The sequence below is a fragment of the Acinetobacter lwoffii genome, from assembly GCF_049367455.1.
Classification (GTDB): Bacteria; Pseudomonadota; Gammaproteobacteria; order Pseudomonadales; family Moraxellaceae; genus Acinetobacter; species Acinetobacter lwoffii_W.
Genome location: NZ_JBMPXW010000001.1, coordinates 45,004 through 66,630, shown reverse-complemented (window position 1 = coordinate 66,630; position 21,627 = coordinate 45,004). Strand labels below are relative to the sequence as shown.

Sequence of the window (21,627 nt, the reverse complement as noted above, 5' to 3'; positions counted from 1 at the left end):
GGGTTTGTGAAATGTAAAAGAATACTTCAAGGAAAATTTGTCTTTTTAGAAAACTGAATGTGCAACATAAATAACATTGATGTTTAGCAGTAGATGTCATATTTATCTCTTAATAGATATATGAAGGAGATGCATATGACAAATAAGCCAGAGCAAGAGCAAGAATCAAATCCGCATAAAGAATCGAATGACGACAAGGGTAATCAGGCATCTTATAAGGATGTCAAACCAGAGAAAAAACCCAATGCAGAACCAGAAAATCCATTGAGAGAGCAAAAATAGCTTTTTCATATGGACGAAGCCCTAACTTGGTTTAGGGCTTTTTAATTTCCCGATAAACCTTGAATCTCTAGGCTTTGCAATAAATTCATCTTTCATTTCAAAGAAAAATTCATGGGCTTGTTCATGATCGCAGTGCAACCAGTCATGTCGTGATTCTTCCGGAATCACAATAATCGAGCGTTTTTCGTCATTCGGGTCATGAAACTGTTTCATAAAGGGATGTTGATCTGAATTTATGGTCAGCATCGAAAATGATCTGATTTTCTCACCATCAATGTGTGCGTCATCATAAATCGCCGCCACGGTAAAAGGATTGCCATCTTCACGTGAAATGCCAAACCAGTGCGATTTACCGTCTATATATTTAGGTTCATAGAATGTATCGACGGGTACCAAAGCAAACTGGTTGTTTTTCCAGGCATGTCGGAAACTCGGTTTGGATGCCACTGTTTCAGTCCGTGCATTATAGGTATGCCGGCCATATTTCAATTCTTTCGCCCAGGCTGGAATCAGTCCGAAACGTGCGATATCCAGCTCAAACTCATCAGCACCGCGCATAATGATTGGGGCTGGCGCTAAAGGATAAACATGCGGTTTCATGCCCAGTTCGAGTTGCTCTTCATGAATATCTAATAAGGAAAGACGTTTTTTTGAGGGAAATTCATAGTTCGAGCACATAAATAACCTCTTTCATTCTAATTATTATTTGCTAAAGAATTAAAGTATAAAAATGATGGGCTCAAAACAATTCGAAATCGTAAGTATAGTTTTAACAGAAAGTAAGAATACGGATTAATATTAGTTTATCCTCTTTATAGAATAGTGCTCCTTTAAAGGACTATTCTATAAATATGAAGATTAAAATATTTGAGTTTTTAATGATTAAATACAAAAGCTCACCGGGTTATTTTGTAGGGCAGGTGTTCAAAGCTTTCCCTTGTTCAACTGAATGGATAAAGTTTCCAATTAGAAATTCACTCTGTCTTAAGGAATCACGATGATCTCCATTTTTGACTAGATGGAAGGCGATAGATTTCTGCTTCGTACATACCTGCTGATAGTAAGCATAAGTACCACGATCATCGACCAGTTGATCTTTCTCACCTTGTACCAGCAGAACCGGCACAGTCGGTGTCATATTCTCAATAGACTGTTCTTTTAAATAATTTGTCAAAGGTGCCAGATTTATATTTGATTTAAAGACAGTCTTAGGTGCTTGTTTTAGGTCAGATTGTAATTCTGACAAACAGCGACTGCGTGCATGATTAAGAATTTCTTCCATTTCTGGGCTAACTAAATTTGCTGGAGCAAGCATCGGGTCTGCAGCTTCTGCTCCTAAAAGCACAATTGGAAAAAATGCGGCGACATCAGTCGTGATTTGCGAATTGCTGGCAACATATTCAGCGATTCCTTCATATTGGTAACCGCCCGGTGCTAGTGCAATTGCCCCGCGAAGATCAAATTCAGGTGCATCTTTTTGACCGGCCGCAGCAATTTTAAGAGATGCTGCACCTCCTTGACTATGACCCATAACATACCAATTTTTACTAAAGCTATAAGGCTTTAAATGGTGGATCGCTCGTACAGCATCCACGACAGTATGTAACTGGCTTCGCGCATTCATATAAGGATGACCGCCCGGAGTGCCTAAACCTTGATAATCAGGTGCAATGACTGCATAGCCGCGAGCGAGCCAGGCATTCAATGCTTTAGCAGCGATTTGCTGATAGACATGGACTGGCCCGCCCACATAATCCCCAGAGGGTGCACATGTATCAGCAACGCCAGTTGTACCATGCGCCCAAGCCAGAACAGGCCAGCCATCTTTAGGGAATTTGCCTTTAGGTAACAGGATATAGCCTGAAGTGACAATGGGTTCGGATTTTGTGCCACGACTGCGATAATTAATTAAGAAACGTTGTGAGGCATTCGTAAACAGATCAGTATTTTGTTCTTGTATAGATAATATTGTACCCGGTATTTTTTCCGAAATATTGGATGCTTGGATTTTGCTGCTATCGGGAAGTGGAGGAGATGCTATTGCATATGTTGAACCTAAACATAAACAGCTCATGATTAATTTAATAATAGGAGATTTAATTTTCATCGCTGAAACCATTTTCCTTTTTATAATGTCATTTTTAATGTAGCAGCTTTATTTATGTTTCTAAATTAACTCTGCACAGAGTTTGTAAACTAAAGCTTTTAAGTTAAGGCGAATGAGCAGTACAACAGGTTATTTTAGTTTAGCTAATAACTTCATAAGTTGACAAAAATAACTAATGATGCGAAAAGGTTTTTTTAGTTAACAGATGTTCACACATGCCTAGAATTGTTTCTGTACCACTTAGTTTAGAACAGCGAGAACGACTCATTTTTCTGGTCAAGCATGCAAAACATTGGCGTGAAAGGCAACGTGCCCAAACTATTCTCTGGCTTTCCGAAGGTAAAAGTGTTGCGGAAGTTGCCACTCTACAAGAACGTATCCCAGAAACCATAAGGCTACAACGCCGACGTTGGGAATTGTATGAGCTTGAATCGATTAAAGAAGGTCATCGCTCAGGTCGACCCAATACATTGATCTCAGACTATCAGGCGAAAATCCTAGATTGGGTCAATACAAGTCCACTCAATGCAGAACAAATCCGAGTCAAACTACATGAAGAATACGAAGTGTCCGTGTCTGTTGAAACCATTCGTAAGTTTTTACGTGATTCAGGTATGGTCTTCAAGCGTACCCGTCATAGCTTGAAAAAAAAGAGATCCGATTGCATTTGAACAAGCAACACAGCAGATTGAAGAATTACGAGAGCAAGCGGCACGTGGTGAAATTATATTAGGTTATGTTGATGAAACAGGATTTTCATCTACACCTGATAACCGCTATGCGTGGACAAAGATAGGTGATGTTCATGCGGTTGATGCAATAAGATTAAAACGAGTTAATGTCATGGGGTGTTTGCTTTCAACGGGGAAACTGGTGACAAGCTGTTTACAAGAGTCAGTGACAAGTACTTGGTTTTATGCCTATTTAACTGGAATAGCTCAACGAGTAAAACAGACATATAACCTTCCATTGGTTCTTATTGTTGATAATGCCTCGATTCATAGAAGTAAAAAGATGGCTGATTACAGAGAGCTACTTAAAACTAACTTTTCGACGAATCTGTATTTTATTCCAGCTTATAGCCCTGAGTTAAATCGAATCGAGATGGTATGGAAGCAGATGAAATATTATTGGCGAGATTTTCAAGTCATGACAGCTGACAAAATAGAGCAATGGGTGGAGAAAGTATCAAACCAATTCGGAAAAGAATACATGTTTACTTTTTAATGACAACTTATAAGCACTTATATTTTAATGTGGTTCTGATCTGTGAGTAGAATTCATATCATGTCTAACCTCACTAATACGATCATAAATCACTTTTCGCATTCGGTTTATTACTCCCAGAGGTTTGTGCTCCGGTAGTGTATGCCATGGTGTAAAAGAGAGATTTTCACAAAACTTGTTTTGTTCAGGTGTATCAAAAACTTGCTGAGGAATGCGGATAGTTGCGACCTTGTAAAAAGGCGCCTCACTTTCTTGCCATTCAGTCATGGAATCTTCGACTGACATGGTGTTTGATGTTCTAGGCTGTATCAGAAACTCCATACATGCTTCACTTTTTTGCAAATGTTTGCGCAATTTTTCTCTTAGAAAATTATGATGCGGAGCATGTGGAAGAGGATCTGTCACTGTCGAACATGCTTGAGCTGAATACTTTATAGCTTGACGATCAGTGCCTATTCCTAATTGATAGGGCACCATAGACCAATATCTAGTTTGCAAAGGATTAGAAATTTTATTTCTCGTATTTAAGGCAATCCAGGTTCCTTTAGCTCCTAATGCAAAAGGAATATGCAGTTTATTAAAAAATCTATCGCTATTTATATCTTGCATAAATGACATATATCGAACTGGATCATTCACAAAAAAGACAGGATGATTGATCATAATGAAATCTTGAGTAGAGGTTTCATCATCTAAAAGCTTTTCTCCCGGTACTCCCAAAAGTTTTATCGCCATACCACGGGCATCTTTTTTAATATCTGCTTGTTGGGCATTTTTAGACCCATTAGAGAAACGAATCCAGGCTTGATATGTTTTTCCCGGAAGAAAAACACCTTGAGCCAAGTTTTTGGGAAGAGCTTCATCTACTTTGAATTCTGCGCGTACGCAACCGTGTGCTTTGGGATGGGCATCACGTAGCGCGATACCTGTGGAATACTCTTTCCGAATAGATATCTCAATTATATCTGCGATTTTTTCAGTTATGTTTGCTTCATCAGGATAAAGACTTTCACTTAAATAATGATCTATATGGGGATGAAGATTATCTTTTGGAGAGTTAGAGGTTATAGGGGAAGCGTTAGCATATGCAGCACTACAAATACTTATTACCATTAGAGGGAGGAAGACTAGACCCGAGTATAGAGGTCTTATAAAGTTAGGCATTGATTTTCTCCTTGCTATAAAGCTAGAGTTCGTTTTAATTTTTTAGCCTATGATCTGAAAATTCTTTGGACATACTTTAGCCATAAAATAATTGTAATGTCTGTGTAATTATTGATCTTCAGATTTAAAGTTCATCCAACTCCTTCCTAAAAACGTTTCCGCCCTTTATCGTGTGCTCAATATAGAAGCCGATTTATGTTCTTACTTTGATTTAACTCAGCAAAGGGTTTTTTGCTTTAGTAAAATTTATTCATAAACTTATGTAAATTTATTTTTAGACTAATACGAGATGCTCGTAGAAAAATCAAGAGTCGTTGAATACAGTGCTATAGAAATTTATTGAGTTTAAAATTTTGAAAATATTAGGATATATAAATCAATGCCAGTTCTAGCAATCCAGCATAGACTCAGTGGATTTTACTTTTTTTACTATGCCATTGTTGGGGCATTCATGCCTTTTTGGAGTCTGTATCTTGAAGATCAAGGCTTCAATTATCAGGAAATCGGGATTTTATCTTCTATTGCGATTGTTACCCGATTCTTTGCTCCCTTAATTTGGGGCTGGATTGCAGATAAGTCCGGTAAACGCATGTTGCTGGTGCGTATTGCCACCTGGATGGAAGCCTGTATCTGGTTCATGATTTTTATCATTCCCAATAGCTTTCAATCTGTAGCTTTACTGATGCTGATTTTCAGTTTTTTTCAGAATGCTATTCTGGCACAGTTTGAAGGTGTAACTTTGTTCTGGCTCGGAGAAGAAAGAGCAGAACTGTATGGCAAAGTACGAAAATGGGGATCAGTCGGCTTTATTATCGGTGTATTCGGCTTGGGCGCCGTCTTTGAAATTATGAGCATCAGTATGTTACCCGTCTTGTTGCTGAGTATTTCATTTCTGGCCTTTCTTTGGTCATTTACCATTAAAGAGCCCACGACAGCGCCTACCGCCCAGAAACAGCTCGAACCCTTATGGCCGATATTTAAACGCCCAGTGGTGTATAGTTTTTTCCTGATTGAATTGATTCTGCTATTTTCACACGCGCCGTTTTATAGTTTTTATAGCAATTATCTCAGTCAGGCGGGATTTAGCACCAGCCAGATTGGGCTGCTCTGGTCAGTCGGGGTCATTGCGGAAATCATCATGTTTGCCTATGCGACGTTCTTTCTGACACGCTGGTCATGGCGCCATCTGGTCACGTTATGCTTATTGATGACCGGATTAAGATGGTTCATCGTCGGGGTCTTTCCTGCTTCATTCATGGCACAGTTTTTTGCTCAAACGATTCACGCTTTAAGTTTTGGTTTATTTCATATGATTGCGATGCGAGTGATTTTCCAGAATTTTTCTGCAGGGCAGCAAGGACGTGGACAAGCGCTCTACAGCACCATGTGGGGGATTGGTGTGGCGAGCGGCAGTATTCTGGCTGGGCATTATTGGGATCAAGTCGGCGGCACATCTATCTTTATCGCTGCTGCAGCATCGACCTTGCTTGGCTTATTACTGATTTTTGGATTGCCAAATAAGGTCGAACTGCAAAAACAGGCTTGAAAATATCATCTCAGTATTAAATACGGATCTTGGAATATTGCCCAAACCACGGTTGTGCCTGTTCCAATTGAGCTGCCAGTTGTAGTAGCAGATCCTCACGGGCAAACGGCGCAATAAACTGTGAACCGAGCGGCAGGTTTTGTTCATTCCAGTACAGTGGTACAGACATCGCTGGGAGTCCGGTAATATTGGCCAACTGGGTAAAAGGCACCCATTTTAGATTTTCTTTCACAATCTGGTTTACTAGTTTCCCTTGCGCCAGCAAATGCGCTTTATTCAGTTTCAATAAACCTTTAAGAATCGGTTTCTGCCAGTTTGGTGTTTTGACCTCACCATTTTTCGGCGCCACTGTCGCCGTTGCAGGCGTTAGATAGAGGTCATAATTATCAAAGAAATGATTCATCTGGGTCACATACTGGCCCCAGTTATTCAGGTTCTGGATATAATCAATCGCGCTGGTTTTGGCCCCAAAAGCCGCCAGTGCTAAAGAGTCCAATTCAAAATCATTTGTTTTAGACGGATAGCCTTTCTGGATTTCATCCAGCATAAATGAAAATTGGCTAAACCAGGTGGTAATAAAATCCTTGGCCAGTTGCATTCCATCAATGGCTGGGCGGTCTTCGACCACCTCATGGCCCAAAGATTCTAGCAATTTGGCTGTTTTTTCAATGGCTTTAATGGCATCCTGGGAAACAGGTGTGCCAATCGTAGAATAAGTGCTAAACGCAATTTTCAGTTTTTTTGGCGGTTGCTGAATCACATCCAGATAATGATGCTGTGGACGCTGAATCTTAAACAGTGAACTATGATCTTCACCATGGGTGGCATCCAGCATTGCAGCACTATCCCGTACCGTTTTGGTCAGTACATGCTGAATCGCGGCGCCATGCATGGCTTCACTCATTTGTGGTCCCCAAGGCGTGCGGCCACGACTCGGTTTCAGGCCAAACAGGCCGCAATAGGAAGCGGGGATACGTATCGAGCCGCCACCATCACCAGCACCCGCAATTGGTACAATTCCGGCAGCCACGGCAGAAGCGGAACCACCGGACGAGCCGCCGCTATTATGCTGTAAATTCCACGGATTTTTACAGCTGCCCCAAGCATCTGGTTCAGTAATACCTTTAATCCCAAATTCAGGAGTATTGGTACGTCCAAAAGTCACAATCCCGGCTTTTTCCCAGCGATTGACAATCTCGGCATTGGTCTCGGCGATATAACCAATCCGTTTTAAGCCCTGACAACCATAAGAAGTTGGATAACCGGCATATTCCTGAAACAGGTCTTTAACCAGAAAAGGCACACCGGCAAAAGGTCCGGACAGATTTTGCTGGCTCCGTTTCAATGCATGCTCATGCATCGGAATAATAATTGCATTTAGCTCGGGATTGGCAATTGAGCTACGCTCTAGTGCAGCAGATAAAAGTTCACTTGAATGTACTTGTTTATTGGCGACCAGATCAGCCAGTCCTAAACCGTCATATTGCAGATATTCTTCAAATTTCATTGCCATTCCCTAGTGTTGCTGCTTCAAGGTTGTAGATCATTTAGGCTCAAGATGCAAGCACCACCTGATTTCGCCCACGATGTTTGGCCTGATACAAGGCTTGATCTGCAATATTGATCAGGTTTTGCAGGTCTTGGGCCTGCGGTTCATTTTGATGAGTGATGCCCACACTCACGGTAATATACAGGGGCGAGCCATCTGATTGATAAATCGGGGTTTTTTCCACCAGATCACGAATCCGTTCTGCAATAAGACGTGCTTCTGATGGTTCGGTATTCCAGAGTAACAGCACAAATTCTTCCCCACCAATTCGTGCAAACAGATCTTCAGCACGTAAATTGCAGCGAATGATTTCCGCAAAATGTTGCAGCACCTTGTCACCGACATGATGGCCAAAATCATCGTTCAGACGTTTGAAATGATCAATATCCAGCATGATGACCGAAAATTCCATTCTGTTGGCATATTGCAGTAAATATTCACCTTTCTGAAAGAAAAAATGACGGTTCATGGTGCGGGTCAGACTGTCATGATTGGCCAGATAGAGAACCCGTTTAAACAGCTCATTGCGGTTTTGACTAATAATACAAAGAATAAGCGGCGATAAGGCCAGCATAAACAGCCCGATCCGGAGCGAAATATAAATCGTAGAATCTGCCAAGGTGTCATGCGTTGTGGCATAAAACCGCGTCAGGCTGTAATAGGTCAGGATAATCACAAAAGCGTTGATCATGGTCATGGTAAACAGGCGATAGGTCAACGCAGCCCAGATCAGTGCAGCCAGAGGGTAGAGCATTGCGCCCGGACCTGAAAAAATATTGGTGATGATGACACAGAGTACGACTGTAGCTGCGGGCAGAAAATAACTGAAATGATGACGCTTTTGACGGCGGTTTTTAAACAGATACTGCATATCCTTGATTCTGGGAAAGGCCAGAAGCAAAGGTAATACCACGATATAATTGACCATCTCGCCCGTCCACCATAGACCAAAATCAATCCATAAGTTTTCTTTGGTCATGAATGTATTGGGTAAGTTTGGCAGGGTGGCAACTGCAAAAGCAGCGCTGGCCAGACAGCCGGCAAATGCGAAGATGCCAAATAAATGAATAAAGGTATAACCGGTATTGTAGTATTTATAATTAATCTTGAAATAACGAATAAAAAATATCGAGACAATGGTACTAATCAGATTGGAAAGTGTAAGAAACAGGCTTTGCAGCAGACTGTTGCCTGTGACCAGATCTGCAAACATAAAAGCACTGACTGCACCCAGCCAGCCGCCCAGATGATTTAAATGTGGAAAACGCAGGAATATGGCCAGTAAGGCAGCATTGGCTGGCCAGATCAGGGCGAGATAGCCGAGTGGCCTGGTTGCGATCCCAATAAAACAACAGACTAAAACAGCGAACACAATGACAAAATAAGCATAGGTTTCATGATTTAATTGTTGTTCTGTTATTCGAGCCAATTGCAAATTTAAAATCCTATATTTAAATTTTTAAGTGTGAATGATCACTTTGTTTAGCAAGTAAGTCTGATTTTATATATACAGTTATTTTTTGATTAATCTGTTATTAATACATGATGTTAAGATTGTTATATACGAAATATATACAAAATAAACTGGAAAAGAAATCCATGTTTTTAAACAATATGATAAAAACTTTATGGACTCAGATTTAAACTGCTCCAGAGTGGGATACGATTCTGAAAAAATATGCTAACTTAGAATCAATTGTTAAAACGATGCCGGTAAATATGAAAAAAATATGTCTTAGCCTTATCTTACTCATGAGCTCACCTTGGCTAATGGCGACAGAAAATAAAAAACCAGCGGAAGTTTCTGCTAAGGCTGCTGAAATCCCAAATACATTTACCGTGAAAACCCGTCCTGAAATTGTGGGATTGTGGGGGATGGAAATTCCGGATAATAAAAAATGTATCGAATATTATAATTTTAAAGGCAATAATAATGTGGTGATTAAAAGTGGCGACGAGTGGACGTCAGGGCTGTATGACTATCAGCCGGCACAGGATCCTTCGCAGCAGATTCCAGCGCTGATTCTGCAAGTAAAATACGACAATAATGAAAAAGACTGTTCAGGCAATCAAGTGGATCAGTCTGGTGAAATTTCGCAGTATTTTGTCAAATGGCAAAACCCTTATACCATTAACTTCTGTGCCAATGAAAAAGCCGAGCAATGTTTTGCCGTGCTCAGACGCGTATTGCCTTAAATTGCAAACAATAAAAAACCGCTGAATGACAGCGGTTTTTTTATGAGCTTTGATTTAAGCTTTGTCTTCAGCACCTTCAAGCTGCTTTAACAAATGTTTTTCCAGATAATGAATATCCATTGCCTGTTTGCAGAAGTTTTTATCCTGAAGGATTAAATCTTTATGCAAAGGAATATTGGTTTTAACGCCAGTCAAAATCATTTCTTCCAAAGCATTTCTCATTCGAGAAATAGAAGTTTCACGATCCTTACCATGCGAAATCAGTTTGGCAATCATCGAATCATAATACGGTGGAATGCTGTAGCCTGGATAAACATGCGAATCTAAACGGATACCTGCGCCGCCTGGTGCATAGAAGTTGTCAATCTTGCCTGGTGAAGGCAGGAAGGTCGATGGATCTTCTGCGTTAATACGGCACTCAATCGCATGTCCTAAAACCTTGACGTCTTCTTGCTGAATATCGAGACCTAAGCCGCCAGCAATACGCAATTGCTGTTCGATAATATCGATCCCCGTGACCATTTCAGTCACCGGATGCTCAACCTGAACACGCGTATTCATTTCAATGAAGAAGAACTCATCATCTTCAAACAGGAATTCGAATGTACCTGCACCACGATATTGCATCAATTTACAGGCATTGACACAGGCTTCTAGAATATCAGCACGTGCTTGCTCTGGTAAGTTTGGCGCAGGCGCTTCCTCCAGTACTTTTTGATGGCGACGCTGTAGTGAACAGTCACGATCATACAGATGAATCGCATGGCCATTACCATCAGCGAGTACTTGCACTTCGACGTGACGTGGCTTTTGCAGGAAACGTTCCATATAGACCGTATCATCACCAAACCACATTTCCGCATCACGCTGTGCAGCCTGAACAGATTCCAGCAGGGTATCGACATTTTCTACGATACGCATACCACGACCACCACCGCCAGAAGCAGCTTTTACAATCAGTGGAAAACCGATCTCTTTCGCTTCAGCCATCGCATTGTGAATCGTTACAGCATGGTCGCAGCCTGGTACTGTTGGTACACCAGCTTTTTTCATGGCAATAATGGCAGAAACCTTGTTCCCCATTAAACGAATATGTTCCGGACGTGGACCAATAAAGATAAAACCAGAATTTTCTACGATTTCTGCAAACTCTGCATTTTCAGCGAGGAATCCATAACCAGGATGGATGGCATCTGCGCCGGTAATTTCAGCAGCTGTAATAATCGCAGGAATATTCAGGTAGCTGTCACTGCTCGCACCAGGGCCGATACATACTGCTTCATCACAGAAACGTAAATGCATCAGGTCCTTGTCTGCGTCAGAATAGACACCTACAGTTTTGATCCCTAAAGTTCTGCAAGCACGGGTGATGCGTAACGCAATTTCACCACGGTTTGCAATTAAAACTTTTTGCAACATTATAAATCCCCGGGGTGATTAAGCGCGGTAGCGGAAAAGTGGTTGACCGAATTGAATCACTTCACCATTTTTCACCAGAATTTCTTCAATCACACCGCTTTGAGTTGCTTCAATCGGGTTCATGATTTTCATTGCTTCGATAATACCGAGCGTATCGCCTGCAGAAACGGTCTGGCCAACTTTAACAAATGTCGGTTCACCTGGGCTTGGTGCTGCATAGAACACGCCGACCATTGGTGAAGTTTCAACTGCGCCACGAGGAGATTTTGCTGCTGGCGCTTCGGCTGCTGGTGCAGGCATAGCAGGAACAGCTGCTGCAACCACTGGATTACGACGAGTTAATGCAATCGACTGATCGCCTTCTTTAACTTCGATCGCCTGTAAGTCAGATTCAATCATCAAGTCGATGAGTTTCTTGATTTTACGGATATCCATGAGACAGTATTCCTAATTAAGATTGTGTAGAAGGTTGTATTTTTTCAATGATATAGTCGAGGGCAGCAGCATAGCCTTTTGCACCTAGACCACAAATCACGCCGATGGCTTTATCGGATAAGTACGAATGATGTCGGAATGCCTCACGTGCATGCACATTAGACAGATGGACTTCAATGAAAGGAATGGCAACGCCAAGGAGGGCATCGCGAACAGCAACAGAGGTATGGGTCAATGCTGCCGGATTAATAATGATATATTGAATGCCGTCTTGCTGGGCTTGATGAATTCGGTCAACAATGGCACCTTCCCAGTTGCTCTGGAAAGTATCGAGTTGTAAGGTAGCTTGTTGAGCCTGAGCAATCAGCTGCTGGTTAATATCGTCAAGACTAAGGTGACCATAAACTTCCGGTTCGCGCTTCCCAAGCAAGTTTAAATTCGGTCCATGAATAACCAAAATGGTCGAACTCATCCAGCATGCTCCAATTAAAAAGTATCGGGGTTTGTTTGCAAGATGTCTGCAAACTCTGCTTATTATTGCATGATTTTCTACATTACTATTTATAATTTCTTTGAATTAACGTAGAAAGCATATAGCAAACAGTGGCGCTATAATGAAAACTTTGCAGAGATTTGGCAATGTTAAAAAATTACAATTCGCTGGGTATTCAGATTATTTTCATTGTAAACCCAATTGGCAAAAACAGTTAATATCCTTTATGTAACTGTATCTTCATGTTAACGCTAAATTCTTCCTTTTAGTGATATTTTTAGTTTTGAACAAGAGTTGTCTGGCTGATTTTACTGCAATGTTCGACTTCTATAGCATAGAAAACTCTTTACATTTTGACTTTAGAGTTGTGCTGATTATCCTCTTTATATATAAGCTATCGACTGATTCTCAAAACGTGATGAAAATTTAAAAATATAAGATAAGACAATATGTTAATGATGTTTTCTCTTATTTTACTTGGATTTTTCTAGGTCTGTTTTTCCAATAGATTGGAATTAGTTACATCACTTTCAATTCAAGTATTCATGACAGACACTGCACAAGAATGTACTTCATCTTCCAGATATAAAGGTTGAATCTCAGCAGGTTTAAGATAAAACGCTCGACCTATATGCTTCATGTGTATAGATGGGCGAAGTGACGAATGTGTTCATCTTCAAGTCTTCTATATAGTGAAGCCATTAATTGCCTAACGCTTAGATAGTGGCAAAAACGCATACATTTGTTGCAATTTTGCGCACCATCATCTTTTCAAGAAAAGTTTAAAAGTATTGAAGAGCGTAATGATTGAACTAAATAGGCCTGATTGAAGCGGAATACGGGCTTAAAGCAAAATTTGCTCTATAGTTGCCTCATCTAAATTAACTTCTTGAGCTAATCTTTATATAATCATGCGATCCATCTCAAACAAGACTTTCTATGACCCCTGCATGCAAACTATTAAAAGCCAATAAAATCGAATACAGCATTCATGAATATGAACATGATGCCAATGCCAAAAGTTTCGGGCTAGAAGCTGCTGAAAAATTAGGGCTTTCGGTGGAAGAAGTCTTTAAAACTTTATTAGTCACGGATGATAAACAGTATTTTGTTGCTATATTGCCGGTACATCATCAACTCAATCTGAAAAAAGTAGCCCAGGCCGTAGGATGCAAAAAACTCCAGATGGCAGATCCTAAACATGCAGAACGCTTGACCGGCTATCTGGTTGGCGGAATCAGTCCCATTGGTCAAAAGAAACGATTAAAAACGGTGATTGATGCCACCGCAGAACAGTTGGATAAGATCTATGTCAGTGGCGGTAAAAGAGGCTTGGATATTGGATTAAAGCCGGCTGATCTTGCCAAAGTGCTCAATGCACAGTTTGTCGATGTGCTGGATACATAAGATCGAAGCATGATGATCACCTAATTTTATAGAACCTGAAGTGATAGATTTAAAATAGCTGCATATTTTTTTGGTCGGAAATAACAGTAAATCATTTTATACGTTTGTATATTAGATAAGTTAAAACACAGCCGGACTGTGTACACAACAAGGAATGAAAACAAAAATATAAATTATGATGCGGAGCATAATGGATGCAAATTCAAAATAAAAAATGGCCACGGTTCTGTCTGACATTATCTGCGATGGTGATTCTATCTGCGTTGCCGAGTGTACAGGCCGCTTCTGCACCTTCAGCTGCACCTGCCAATTCACAGCAGGTTTTCTTTGTCGGAAATAACTGGGATGGCACGGTAACCGTGATTCGTCCATCGGGTGATTTTGGCAAAATTGGCGTCATTAACATGATTCCTGACCGGAAAGAGCGCCTTAAAGAAATTCACCTGAATCCAATCAAACTGATTGCTTATACTTACATTCAGGCTACAGCCGGTGAAGGCAATGACCAGCTGGTGGATGATATGTACTCGACACCAGATGGACAGTCAGTCGTTGCATCACGCCCAAGTTTCGCCGATGTGGTATCAATTAATATCAAAACCGGCAAGATTAACTGGCGGACGTCAGTCGAAGGTTTCCGTGCCGACCATATGGCGGTATCACCAGATGGACAACGGGTTGCTGTTTCTGCATCTTCAGGGAATGTGGTGCATGTACTGGATATCCATACCGGTAAGGAATTAGGCCGTTTCAGCACTGGCGACAAACCGCATGAAAATATTTACTTCGATGGCGGCAACAAGATCCTGAACTCTGCCATCGGCAATGTGGAAACCTCGATGGATGCACAGTGGCAAGACTTTACTAAAGGTAAGCGTTTTATCACTATCGCAGATGCCAATACGCATCAGGTGCTAAGAAAAATCGATTTCAGACCTGCACTTGATGCATTTGGTCGTAAAGATTTATCCAACTCAGTACGACCAATGGTATTTAGCAAGGATGAAACCAAACTGTATGCCCAGGTTTCATTCTTTAATGGTTTGATTGAATACGATCTGAACCAGAACAAGATTAGCCGGATCGGACAGCTGCCTGGTAGTGACAGTATTCCGAAAGACCGGACAAAATGGGTGAATGATTCACGTCATCATGGATTGTCAATCAGTGCTGATGGTGAAAAGCTCTGTGTCGCCGGGACCATGGATAACTACGCTACGATTGTAGATCGCAAAACGCTGACAGCCGGGAAACTGATTTCTGCAGGTAAACCTTATTGGGCGACGCGAAGCCCGGATGGTCGTAGCTGTGTGATTTCAGAAAGTGAAACAGATGTAGTCACAGTGATTGATTTTGCCACAGGCAATAAAGTGCTGAGTGTACCGGTAGGAAATCATCCACAACGCGTTCGGATTGGTTATGCACCAGCAGACTGGTCAACGCCGTAGTCAATCGTCGATTAGCGAAAAAGACAGCTTTTTGATAAAGGTTGTCTTTGTTGAGCTGAGGACATAAAAATGAATGATAAAACAATTCTGTTCTATGTAATGATCGGATTGCTCTTGTTTGGGACTTTAGTGGGTATTGGTTATCAGGTACGACAAGAAATCTATCGGACGAATTTTACTGATCAGACCCATTCTGATCCGGTCCTGCCAGTTGAAAAATCGGCAAGCTATATATCTGTTAACTCTCCTGAGAATAGTCAAACTACGAAGAAGAAACAGAACGATACGGTTGCAAAGCAAAGCGAATTATCAAAGCAACAAGAACAGTTATATCTGGACTTTACTCAGATCATTAACGCTTTAAGTGAGGGACAACGACTAGATCCTCACCAAGTCAGTTTGTTGATCACTCAGCAGCAAAAACTGGTAGAGGCCCAACTGGTGAGCAAGGCCGAAGCGAAAGCACAAATTGATTTTCTGATTAAGGTTCTGCCTGAAATGGATCATGAATTGCATCGGGCATTGCGAGTATTAGAACAAACTCGAATTTGAAAAATTAGATCCAGATGCATCTTTCATTATTCTAAGCCTAAAAATTGCTCTCATAAAAAAGCCCAAAATATGATTTGGGCCTTTAAATACATACTTTAAAAAGCTAAGTATCTTTATAAACAGTTCGCAGGCTTGGGTACACCAGCCAAACGGCTTAAGTGACGGGCAACTAGACCAGTATTAAACTTTTCCTGAAGCATGGCATTATTGATATCGGCACTGACAGTTTTCATTAAAAATTTAATCAGTGGTCGTGTTGCTGGTGAATGACCAAACTGCTGATAGAACTGACGTACCGCTTGCAGAATTTCAAAATGCCAAGGAGTTAAGCTCAGTTCCAGACTATCGGCCAGCACTTGAGCGACTTCTTCATTCCAGATGGTATAGTCAACCAGATGGCCATCTTGATCCAATTCTAAATTCATATCTAACTCATTTATTATTTCATTGAAATGCAGCGATTAAACTCGAGGCAAAGATCTGCAAAATCCGCATAATTCAAAAGCTTTATCTGATCAGGCAAAGGCTGTACTAATAACTCCGCATCATTTTTCAGTATGTGAATTTTCGGCAAGCTTTGAAGAAATGAATGCTCTAGCAGCAAAACCGCTTCACCCATCAGCACGACCTGATCACCCGTTGTATAAGTTTGAGCCAGTTGCTCTAGGATCTGCGCTGTTGGCGAATAGCTGGATTGGATCAGATAAAGTGTGTGATTTGACATTTTTATATCCTTGTTCCTTACCAATACATCACATGATCAAAGCTTTGAATAAATTCAGAATTAAGCTCAATAAATTCGATTTCTTGTTCGCTCTGTGCCACAAATGAGGAATGCTGGTTTTTTTTCTCAATCAGAATCGGAGTGAGATCATAAAACTCGAAACTGTCGACCATATTTGATGCCAGTTTGAATGCATGATGCACCTGGTCAAATTGCAGGTCTGAATGCAGCAAACTGAGGGCAGCACTTTGTAGCAGGACTTTAACTTCTGCGCCAAAAGTTGCCAGGACCATCGTAGCCGATAGGCTTTCATGCACCTGCAGACTGGTCAGATTGGCTTGGGTTAATATAACAAGTACAGATTTCACACAAGATTCCTTGGAAAAGCAACACATTCTAAAAAATGAAACATCTAGAATTGAATGAGACGTTGTGAGGACTGAACAGCATCGGCAAGTTCACCTAAACCGACCAATTCAAAGGCATCTGCCAGATTATGCTGCTGAATATTGTGACGTCGAGCATTGTCCAGATCTGTAATTCCACGTGCCAATGCTGCACTTACACAGACCGGGAGGCGAATCTGTAGCGCTTGCCATGCATGTGTAAGATGACGTTGATCGTCGGGTATCCATTGCAGTGCATTTGCGACCGATACGCCGTCCTGATAGAAGAATACACGGAATGCTTCCTGTTTATCTTGCAAGGCCTGAGCCAAACCCAGGGCATGCCAGGCATAAATGGAAGTCGGTGCGGAGGTAACAAGAATTAAGGTGCTCATCGAAATTCACTACAGGCTTGATCAATAGCAACAGATTGATCTTGGCTTCATCAGAAAGTAGGTAGTATAAATGATTTTAGTGACGGGTGGATTAGGCTTTTTAGGCTCACATATTGCTTTAAGTCTGTTAGCACAAGGACTAGAGGTCATTGTGGTCGATAATTTGGCCAATGCTAACTTACAGACTCTGGAGCGCCTCGAATTTATTTCTGGTATGTATGTACCTTTTATCAAAATTGATATTCGCAATACGCCAGCATTGAACAAAGTATTTGAGCAGCATTCGATTCAGGCTGTGGTGCATACCGCAAGTTTTAAATCACTGGAAGAATCAGTATTAAAACCACTTGAATATTATAATGATAATGTTAGCTGTATTATGAGTCTCATGCGTGCCATGCAGCGTACCGGCGTGCGTCATCTGGTACATTTATCCAGTCTGGCGGTATATGGACAATCTGGTGCAGACTTAAGCGAAGATCTGCCTTTTAACTTCACTTATCCGAATCCCTATATCAAATCGCAACAAATGGTTGAGGAAATTATCCGCGATACTGCCAAAACTGACAATGAATGGCGGATTGCGATCCTGCGTCTGTCCAATATCGCCGGTGCCTTTGAACACGGTGTGCTGGGGGAAGCAGTGCCACCTTTACCGAAAAATATTTTACCTTTGGCGATGCAGGTGGCTGCACAGCAACGTGAATATCTGGAATTACGCCGTCAGGCCCATACTGCGGATGGCACAGTAGAACGCAGTTTTCTGCATGTCGCAGACTGTTGTGATGCCGTGATCAAATCCTTGCAATGGCTATCACAACAGCAGGAATTAAAATGTGAAGCCTTTAATATTGCTGGTGAATTGATTTCCATACAGGATTTGCTAGATCAACTGGCTGAAGTGACTCAATCTGCAATCAAAACCATGGATGCTTTACCATATCCCCATGCGGAAATGGATCAATTGGGGGCGAACATTGGAAAAGCGCGAAATATCCTACATTGGCAACCTCAGCGTTCACTCAGAAAGATGCTTGAGGATGAATGGTTGTTTTATCAGAATATGCTCAGAGGGCAGTAAGTAAGAGTATTTAGCTTATATTTGATAATAATTATCATTTACATTATTACTGTAATCGATTACTTTAAATCAATAGATTAAATCATTGATATAGAAATTCCTAAAATCAGTAACAGGCAAGAAGAATTGAGGTTGAACATGCAAACACGTATTGAACATGACACGATGGGAGAGGTGGCTGTACCGAGTGAGGCTTTATGGGGCGCTCAGACTCAGCGTAGCTTGCAAAATTTCAAAATTGGCAATGAGCGGTTGCCACGGCCAATGATTCGTGCCATGGGACTCGTCAAAAAAGCGGCTGCCTTGACCAATGCCGAGCTAAACCAGATTCCCCAAGAACTGTCACGCTATATCGTGGATGCGGCAGATGAAGTCATCAGCGGGAAATGGGACAGTCAATTTCCACTGGTAGTCTGGCAAACTGGTTCAGGTACACAAAGCAATATGAACTGTAATGAGGTGATTGCCAATATTGCCAACCAGAAATTGGGCAATCATTTAGGGGCACAAAAACCAGTTCATCCAAATGATCATGTCAATCGTGCCCAATCTACCAATGATTCATTTCCAACTGCGATTCATGTGGCTGCGAGCTTGCAGATTAATGAACTTTTAATTCCGGCTGTCACACGCTTGCGCGATACTTTATATGCCAAATCTCAGGATTTTGCCGATATTGTAAAAATTGGCCGGACTCATCTACAAGATGCTACGCCTTTAACCTTGGGGCAGGAATTCAGCGGTTATGTCTCTCAGCTGGATCATGGGCTTCTTCGTCTAGAACAGGCCTTAGTTGGTTTATATGAATTGCCATTAGGCGGGACAGCGGTCGGTACTGGTCTGAATGCTCATCCCGATTATGCCGTTCAGTCTGCTAAAACACTAGGACAGTTAACAAGCTTACCATTTGTAACTGCGCCAAACAAGTTTGAGGCTCTGGCAGGCCGTGATGCTGCGGTATTCGCGTCTGGTGCATTAAAGACTTTAGCGGTTAGCTTAAATAAGATTGCCAATGATATTCGCTGGCTGGCCAGCGGGCCTCGTTGTGGTTTTGGTGAATTGCGTATTCCTGAAAATGAACCGGGTTCTAGCATCATGCCGGGTAAGGTGAATCCGACGCAAAGTGAAGCGATGACCATGGTCGTCGCACAAGTTCTCGGCAATGACACCACCATTAACGTGGCAGGTGCATCAGGTAACTTTGAACTGAATGTGTTTATGCCGGTCATTGCCTATAACCTGTTGCAATCCATCCAGCTTTTAGGCGATGCGTGTAACAGTTTTAATGATCACTGCGCCGTAGGTATTGAGCCGAATCATGAAAAAATTGAACATTTCCTGCATGATTCTTTAATGCTGGTCACAGCATTGAATCCGGTGATTGGTTATGAGAATGCAGCCAAGGTTGCCAAAACAGCCTATAAGGAAGGAAAAACCTTAAAACAGGTGGCTGTTGAACTGGGTTTAGTCACCGCTGAACAGTTTGATGAAGTGGTGCGTCCTGAGCAAATGGTCTCACCGAATGCCAAATAAGGGCTGCAGCGCTTTTATTTTCAATCTTTCCGCCTGTTTTATCATGGAATAGTCAGTAGTGGTTTTTATCTCAGGCAGAGTTGCGTACAATAGTGCTAGATGAGATTAACCACTGATGATTGTTTTATGCTTGATATTTATTTAACAGATGTTCAAAGAAAGGTGCAATTCAAGGATTATCCAAGTGAGCATCCTGTTAAATTTATTCTGAATTTTAAAAAGATTTTCCCAAGTGTGATGGAACTTCTTTTACCTGTGCTTCCGGATAATGAAAATCTGGAAGAAATGTCTTGGGAATCGACCAGCGATGATTTTGAGACCTTCCAGATGTTTTTAACAGGATGGGGTATTATCGAACTGCGTTTAAAAGCAATTACCCAGTTTAAACATAAAGCATTTGCGGATCGTCTGGTTAAACAAGCCCAACAGAAACGCAAAGACTATCAAAAACAGCAGACTAAACTAACCACAGTTGAACTGGATTATTTGTTTATGCATGAGATGCATGCTCTGATTGATGCAGAACTGGTGGAACTCGGTGAGAAATTCTATTTACCGATTTTACGTGAGCTCTGGAAGACTAAAGTATCTGCTCAGGTGCTGAACGCGAAGTTTTAAATCGGTTTTTTAGCTTTTAATTATAAAATTAATCCTCCAATTTCGGGGGATTAATTTTTATCTGCAAGATGAGATTTATTTCATGATGTGCTCTCTCTTAGAATAGCCTAAGCAAGATTAAATTTGGTGATTGAAGGTCTTTATTCTTAAAATTTTGATCAATAATAGCTCATGTTGAACCATTGTTTAGCGTCAGGCACTCGCATAGGGCAGTAGTTTTAACGATTGTTCAAAAAATAGATGAAAATGATCATTTTTAGCTAAAAAATATATAAAAATATCAATTAAATAGCCTAGTAATTGAGTCCATTATTTTTTAAGGTATATAGGCTTTATCTCACGTTAAAGCAAAAGCTCCATTGATTAGCTATCCTTCATAAAAATAACTGAAGGTTCAAATTTTCCCGAAGATATATCCCAGGATTTTCAAAAATGTCGAATCAGTTTTTAGATTTAATTACTAAACGCCGTACTATTTATGCCATTGCCAAGAATGTTGAACAATCTCCTGAACATCTAACTGATTTGATTCAGACTGCAATTAAGCAGAGCCCATCTTCTTTCAATTCTCAGTCTTCACGCGCCGTCATTTTATTCAATTCGGAACATGAAAAGTTCTGGGGCTTCGTCGCAGATAAATTAAAAAGCTATGCCAAAGATGAAGAAAGCGCTGCAAGAACCACAGCAAAAATGGCAAGTTTTGCGGCAGGGCTAGGCACTGTTTTATTTTTTGAAGATCAAACAGTTATAGAAGGCTTACAGGAACAATTCCCATCTTATGCTGATAACTTTCCAATCTGGGCAGAGCATTCGACTGCGATCGCGCAATTTGCAACGTGGACAGCATTGCATACAGAAGGTCTGGGCGCATCATTGCAGCACTACAATCCGATCGTGGATGAACAGGTACATGCGGAATGGGACATTCCATCGAACTGGAAGTTGCGTGCACAGTTGGTCTTTGGTTCGATAGAAGGCGAGCCACGTGCCAAAGATTATCTGGCGGATGAAGAGCGCTTTAAAGTCTTCCAATAAGCTGAGATCCATATCTGCGCTTAACACGGT

General features: G+C 41.2%; 24 protein-coding genes. 12 read left to right on the top strand and 12 right to left on the bottom strand.

Annotated features, from left to right (window positions below; genetic code table 11):
- Positions 1 to 135: 135 nt before the first annotated feature.
- Positions 136 to 282, top strand: a complete 147-nt coding sequence (locus ACO1B7_RS00340; protein ID WP_423089672.1) for a hypothetical protein — start codon at positions 136 to 138, stop codon at positions 280 to 282.
- Positions 283 to 303: 21 nt separating this feature from the next.
- On the opposite strand, the gene ACO1B7_RS00335 is transcribed toward ACO1B7_RS00340, so the two are convergent.
- Both ACO1B7_RS00335 and ACO1B7_RS00330 read right to left on the bottom strand, forming a co-directional pair.
- Entirely contained in the window at positions 304 to 960 is a 657-nt protein-coding gene (locus ACO1B7_RS00335; RefSeq protein ID WP_420937259.1) for an SOS response-associated peptidase, read from the bottom strand.
- Between the two features lie 226 nt (positions 961 to 1,186).
- Positions 1,187 to 2,401, bottom strand: a complete 1,215-nt coding sequence (locus ACO1B7_RS00330; protein WP_420937260.1) for an alpha/beta fold hydrolase — start codon at positions 2,399 to 2,401, stop codon at positions 1,187 to 1,189.
- 203 nt (positions 2,402 to 2,604) lie between these two features.
- Between ACO1B7_RS00330 and ACO1B7_RS00325 the strand changes: the two genes are divergently transcribed.
- A complete protein-coding gene (locus ACO1B7_RS00325) occupies positions 2,605 to 3,060 on the top strand; it encodes a helix-turn-helix domain-containing protein (protein WP_004730277.1) in 456 nt (151 codons plus the stop codon).
- Positions 3,050 to 3,616, top strand: coding sequence for an IS630 family transposase (locus ACO1B7_RS00320; protein WP_109455560.1), 567 nt, complete (start codon positions 3,050 to 3,052; stop codon positions 3,614 to 3,616). Before ACO1B7_RS00325 ends, ACO1B7_RS00320 begins: the two co-directional genes overlap by 11 nt.
- A gap of 24 nt (positions 3,617 to 3,640) precedes the next feature.
- Here the strand turns inward: ACO1B7_RS00320 and ACO1B7_RS00315 are convergent, their stop codons facing one another.
- On the bottom strand, positions 3,641 to 4,780 hold the full coding sequence (locus ACO1B7_RS00315) for a catalase family protein (protein WP_243475497.1): 1,140 nt from the start codon (positions 4,778 to 4,780) through the stop codon (positions 3,641 to 3,643).
- A 379-nt stretch (positions 4,781 to 5,159) separates the two neighbouring features.
- On the opposite strand from ACO1B7_RS00315, the gene ACO1B7_RS00310 reads away from it, so the two are divergent.
- Complete coding sequence (locus tag ACO1B7_RS00310; protein WP_423089671.1) at positions 5,160 to 6,326, top strand: MFS transporter; 1,167 nt, start codon at positions 5,160 to 5,162, stop codon at positions 6,324 to 6,326.
- Between the two features lie 16 nt (positions 6,327 to 6,342).
- On the opposite strand, the gene ACO1B7_RS00305 is transcribed toward ACO1B7_RS00310, so the two are convergent.
- A complete protein-coding gene (locus tag ACO1B7_RS00305; protein WP_219309492.1) occupies positions 6,343 to 7,833 on the bottom strand; it encodes an amidase in 1,491 nt (496 codons plus the stop codon).
- A 46-nt stretch (positions 7,834 to 7,879) separates the two neighbouring features.
- On the bottom strand, positions 7,880 to 9,310 hold the full coding sequence (locus tag ACO1B7_RS00300; protein ID WP_423089670.1) for a sensor domain-containing diguanylate cyclase: 1,431 nt from the start codon (positions 9,308 to 9,310) through the stop codon (positions 7,880 to 7,882).
- A gap of 317 nt (positions 9,311 to 9,627) precedes the next feature.
- Between ACO1B7_RS00300 and ACO1B7_RS00295 the strand changes: the two genes are divergently transcribed.
- Positions 9,628 to 10,071 (top strand): hypothetical protein, encoded by a 444-nt coding sequence (locus ACO1B7_RS00295; protein ID WP_423089669.1) that lies wholly within the window; start codon positions 9,628 to 9,630, stop codon positions 10,069 to 10,071.
- Between the two features lie 54 nt (positions 10,072 to 10,125).
- Here the strand turns inward: ACO1B7_RS00295 and accC are convergent, their stop codons facing one another.
- Genes accC through aroQ form a run of 3 tightly spaced genes read right to left on the bottom strand, consistent with a single transcriptional unit; the run spans position 10,126 to position 12,397 of the window.
- Positions 10,126 to 11,490: an acetyl-CoA carboxylase biotin carboxylase subunit gene (gene accC, locus ACO1B7_RS00290; RefSeq protein WP_004646808.1), complete on the bottom strand. Its 1,365-nt coding sequence runs from the start codon at positions 11,488 to 11,490 to the stop codon at positions 10,126 to 10,128.
- A gap of 18 nt (positions 11,491 to 11,508) precedes the next feature.
- Complete coding sequence (gene accB, locus ACO1B7_RS00285) at positions 11,509 to 11,925, bottom strand: acetyl-CoA carboxylase biotin carboxyl carrier protein (protein WP_005107117.1); 417 nt, start codon at positions 11,923 to 11,925, stop codon at positions 11,509 to 11,511.
- 16 nt (positions 11,926 to 11,941) lie between these two features.
- Positions 11,942 to 12,397 carry a type II 3-dehydroquinate dehydratase gene (aroQ, locus tag ACO1B7_RS00280; protein ID WP_005246503.1) on the bottom strand — a complete coding sequence of 152 codons (456 nt, stop codon included), beginning with the start codon at positions 12,395 to 12,397 and terminating at the stop codon, positions 11,942 to 11,944.
- A gap of 960 nt (positions 12,398 to 13,357) precedes the next feature.
- On the opposite strand from aroQ, the gene ybaK reads away from it, so the two are divergent.
- From ybaK to ACO1B7_RS00265, 3 genes are all read left to right on the top strand, one after another.
- Positions 13,358 to 13,825 (top strand): Cys-tRNA(Pro) deacylase, encoded by a 468-nt coding sequence (gene ybaK, locus ACO1B7_RS00275; protein WP_005266473.1) that lies wholly within the window; start codon positions 13,358 to 13,360, stop codon positions 13,823 to 13,825.
- A gap of 194 nt (positions 13,826 to 14,019) precedes the next feature.
- Positions 14,020 to 15,273: a YncE family protein gene (locus tag ACO1B7_RS00270; protein WP_314106806.1), complete on the top strand. Its 1,254-nt coding sequence runs from the start codon at positions 14,020 to 14,022 to the stop codon at positions 15,271 to 15,273.
- A 69-nt stretch (positions 15,274 to 15,342) separates the two neighbouring features.
- Positions 15,343 to 15,825 carry a hypothetical protein gene (locus ACO1B7_RS00265; protein WP_423089668.1) on the top strand — a complete coding sequence of 161 codons (483 nt, stop codon included), beginning with the start codon at positions 15,343 to 15,345 and terminating at the stop codon, positions 15,823 to 15,825.
- 113 nt (positions 15,826 to 15,938) lie between these two features.
- On the opposite strand, the gene ACO1B7_RS00260 is transcribed toward ACO1B7_RS00265, so the two are convergent.
- Genes ACO1B7_RS00260 through tusD form a run of 4 tightly spaced genes read right to left on the bottom strand, consistent with a single transcriptional unit; the run spans position 15,939 to position 17,330 of the window.
- Positions 15,939 to 16,250 (bottom strand): TusE/DsrC/DsvC family sulfur relay protein, encoded by a 312-nt coding sequence (locus tag ACO1B7_RS00260; RefSeq protein ID WP_004280207.1) that lies wholly within the window; start codon positions 16,248 to 16,250, stop codon positions 15,939 to 15,941.
- A 14-nt stretch (positions 16,251 to 16,264) separates the two neighbouring features.
- Positions 16,265 to 16,549, bottom strand: a complete 285-nt coding sequence (locus ACO1B7_RS00255) for a DsrH/TusB family sulfur metabolism protein (protein ID WP_423089667.1) — start codon at positions 16,547 to 16,549, stop codon at positions 16,265 to 16,267.
- A gap of 17 nt (positions 16,550 to 16,566) precedes the next feature.
- Positions 16,567 to 16,917 (bottom strand): hypothetical protein, encoded by a 351-nt coding sequence (locus ACO1B7_RS00250; RefSeq protein WP_004280210.1) that lies wholly within the window; start codon positions 16,915 to 16,917, stop codon positions 16,567 to 16,569.
- Positions 16,918 to 16,961: 44 nt separating this feature from the next.
- Positions 16,962 to 17,330 (bottom strand): sulfurtransferase complex subunit TusD, encoded by a 369-nt coding sequence (tusD, locus tag ACO1B7_RS00245; protein WP_005266468.1) that lies wholly within the window; start codon positions 17,328 to 17,330, stop codon positions 16,962 to 16,964.
- A 70-nt stretch (positions 17,331 to 17,400) separates the two neighbouring features.
- Between tusD and ACO1B7_RS00240 the strand changes: the two genes are divergently transcribed.
- From ACO1B7_RS00240 to ACO1B7_RS00225, 4 genes are all read left to right on the top strand, one after another.
- Positions 17,401 to 18,411 (top strand): NAD-dependent epimerase/dehydratase family protein, encoded by a 1,011-nt coding sequence (locus tag ACO1B7_RS00240; RefSeq protein ID WP_180038673.1) that lies wholly within the window; start codon positions 17,401 to 17,403, stop codon positions 18,409 to 18,411.
- Between the two features lie 138 nt (positions 18,412 to 18,549).
- Positions 18,550 to 19,944 carry a class II fumarate hydratase gene (gene fumC / locus ACO1B7_RS00235; RefSeq protein ID WP_224215776.1) on the top strand — a complete coding sequence of 465 codons (1,395 nt, stop codon included), beginning with the start codon at positions 18,550 to 18,552 and terminating at the stop codon, positions 19,942 to 19,944.
- A 126-nt stretch (positions 19,945 to 20,070) separates the two neighbouring features.
- The gene (locus tag ACO1B7_RS00230; RefSeq protein ID WP_005246483.1) at positions 20,071 to 20,562 is read left to right on the top strand and encodes a hypothetical protein; all 492 of its coding nucleotides are present in this window, start codon (positions 20,071 to 20,073) and stop codon (positions 20,560 to 20,562) included.
- Between the two features lie 432 nt (positions 20,563 to 20,994).
- Positions 20,995 to 21,597 (top strand): nitroreductase family protein, encoded by a 603-nt coding sequence (locus ACO1B7_RS00225; protein WP_005107029.1) that lies wholly within the window; start codon positions 20,995 to 20,997, stop codon positions 21,595 to 21,597.
- Positions 21,598 to 21,627: the final 30 nt, after the last annotated feature.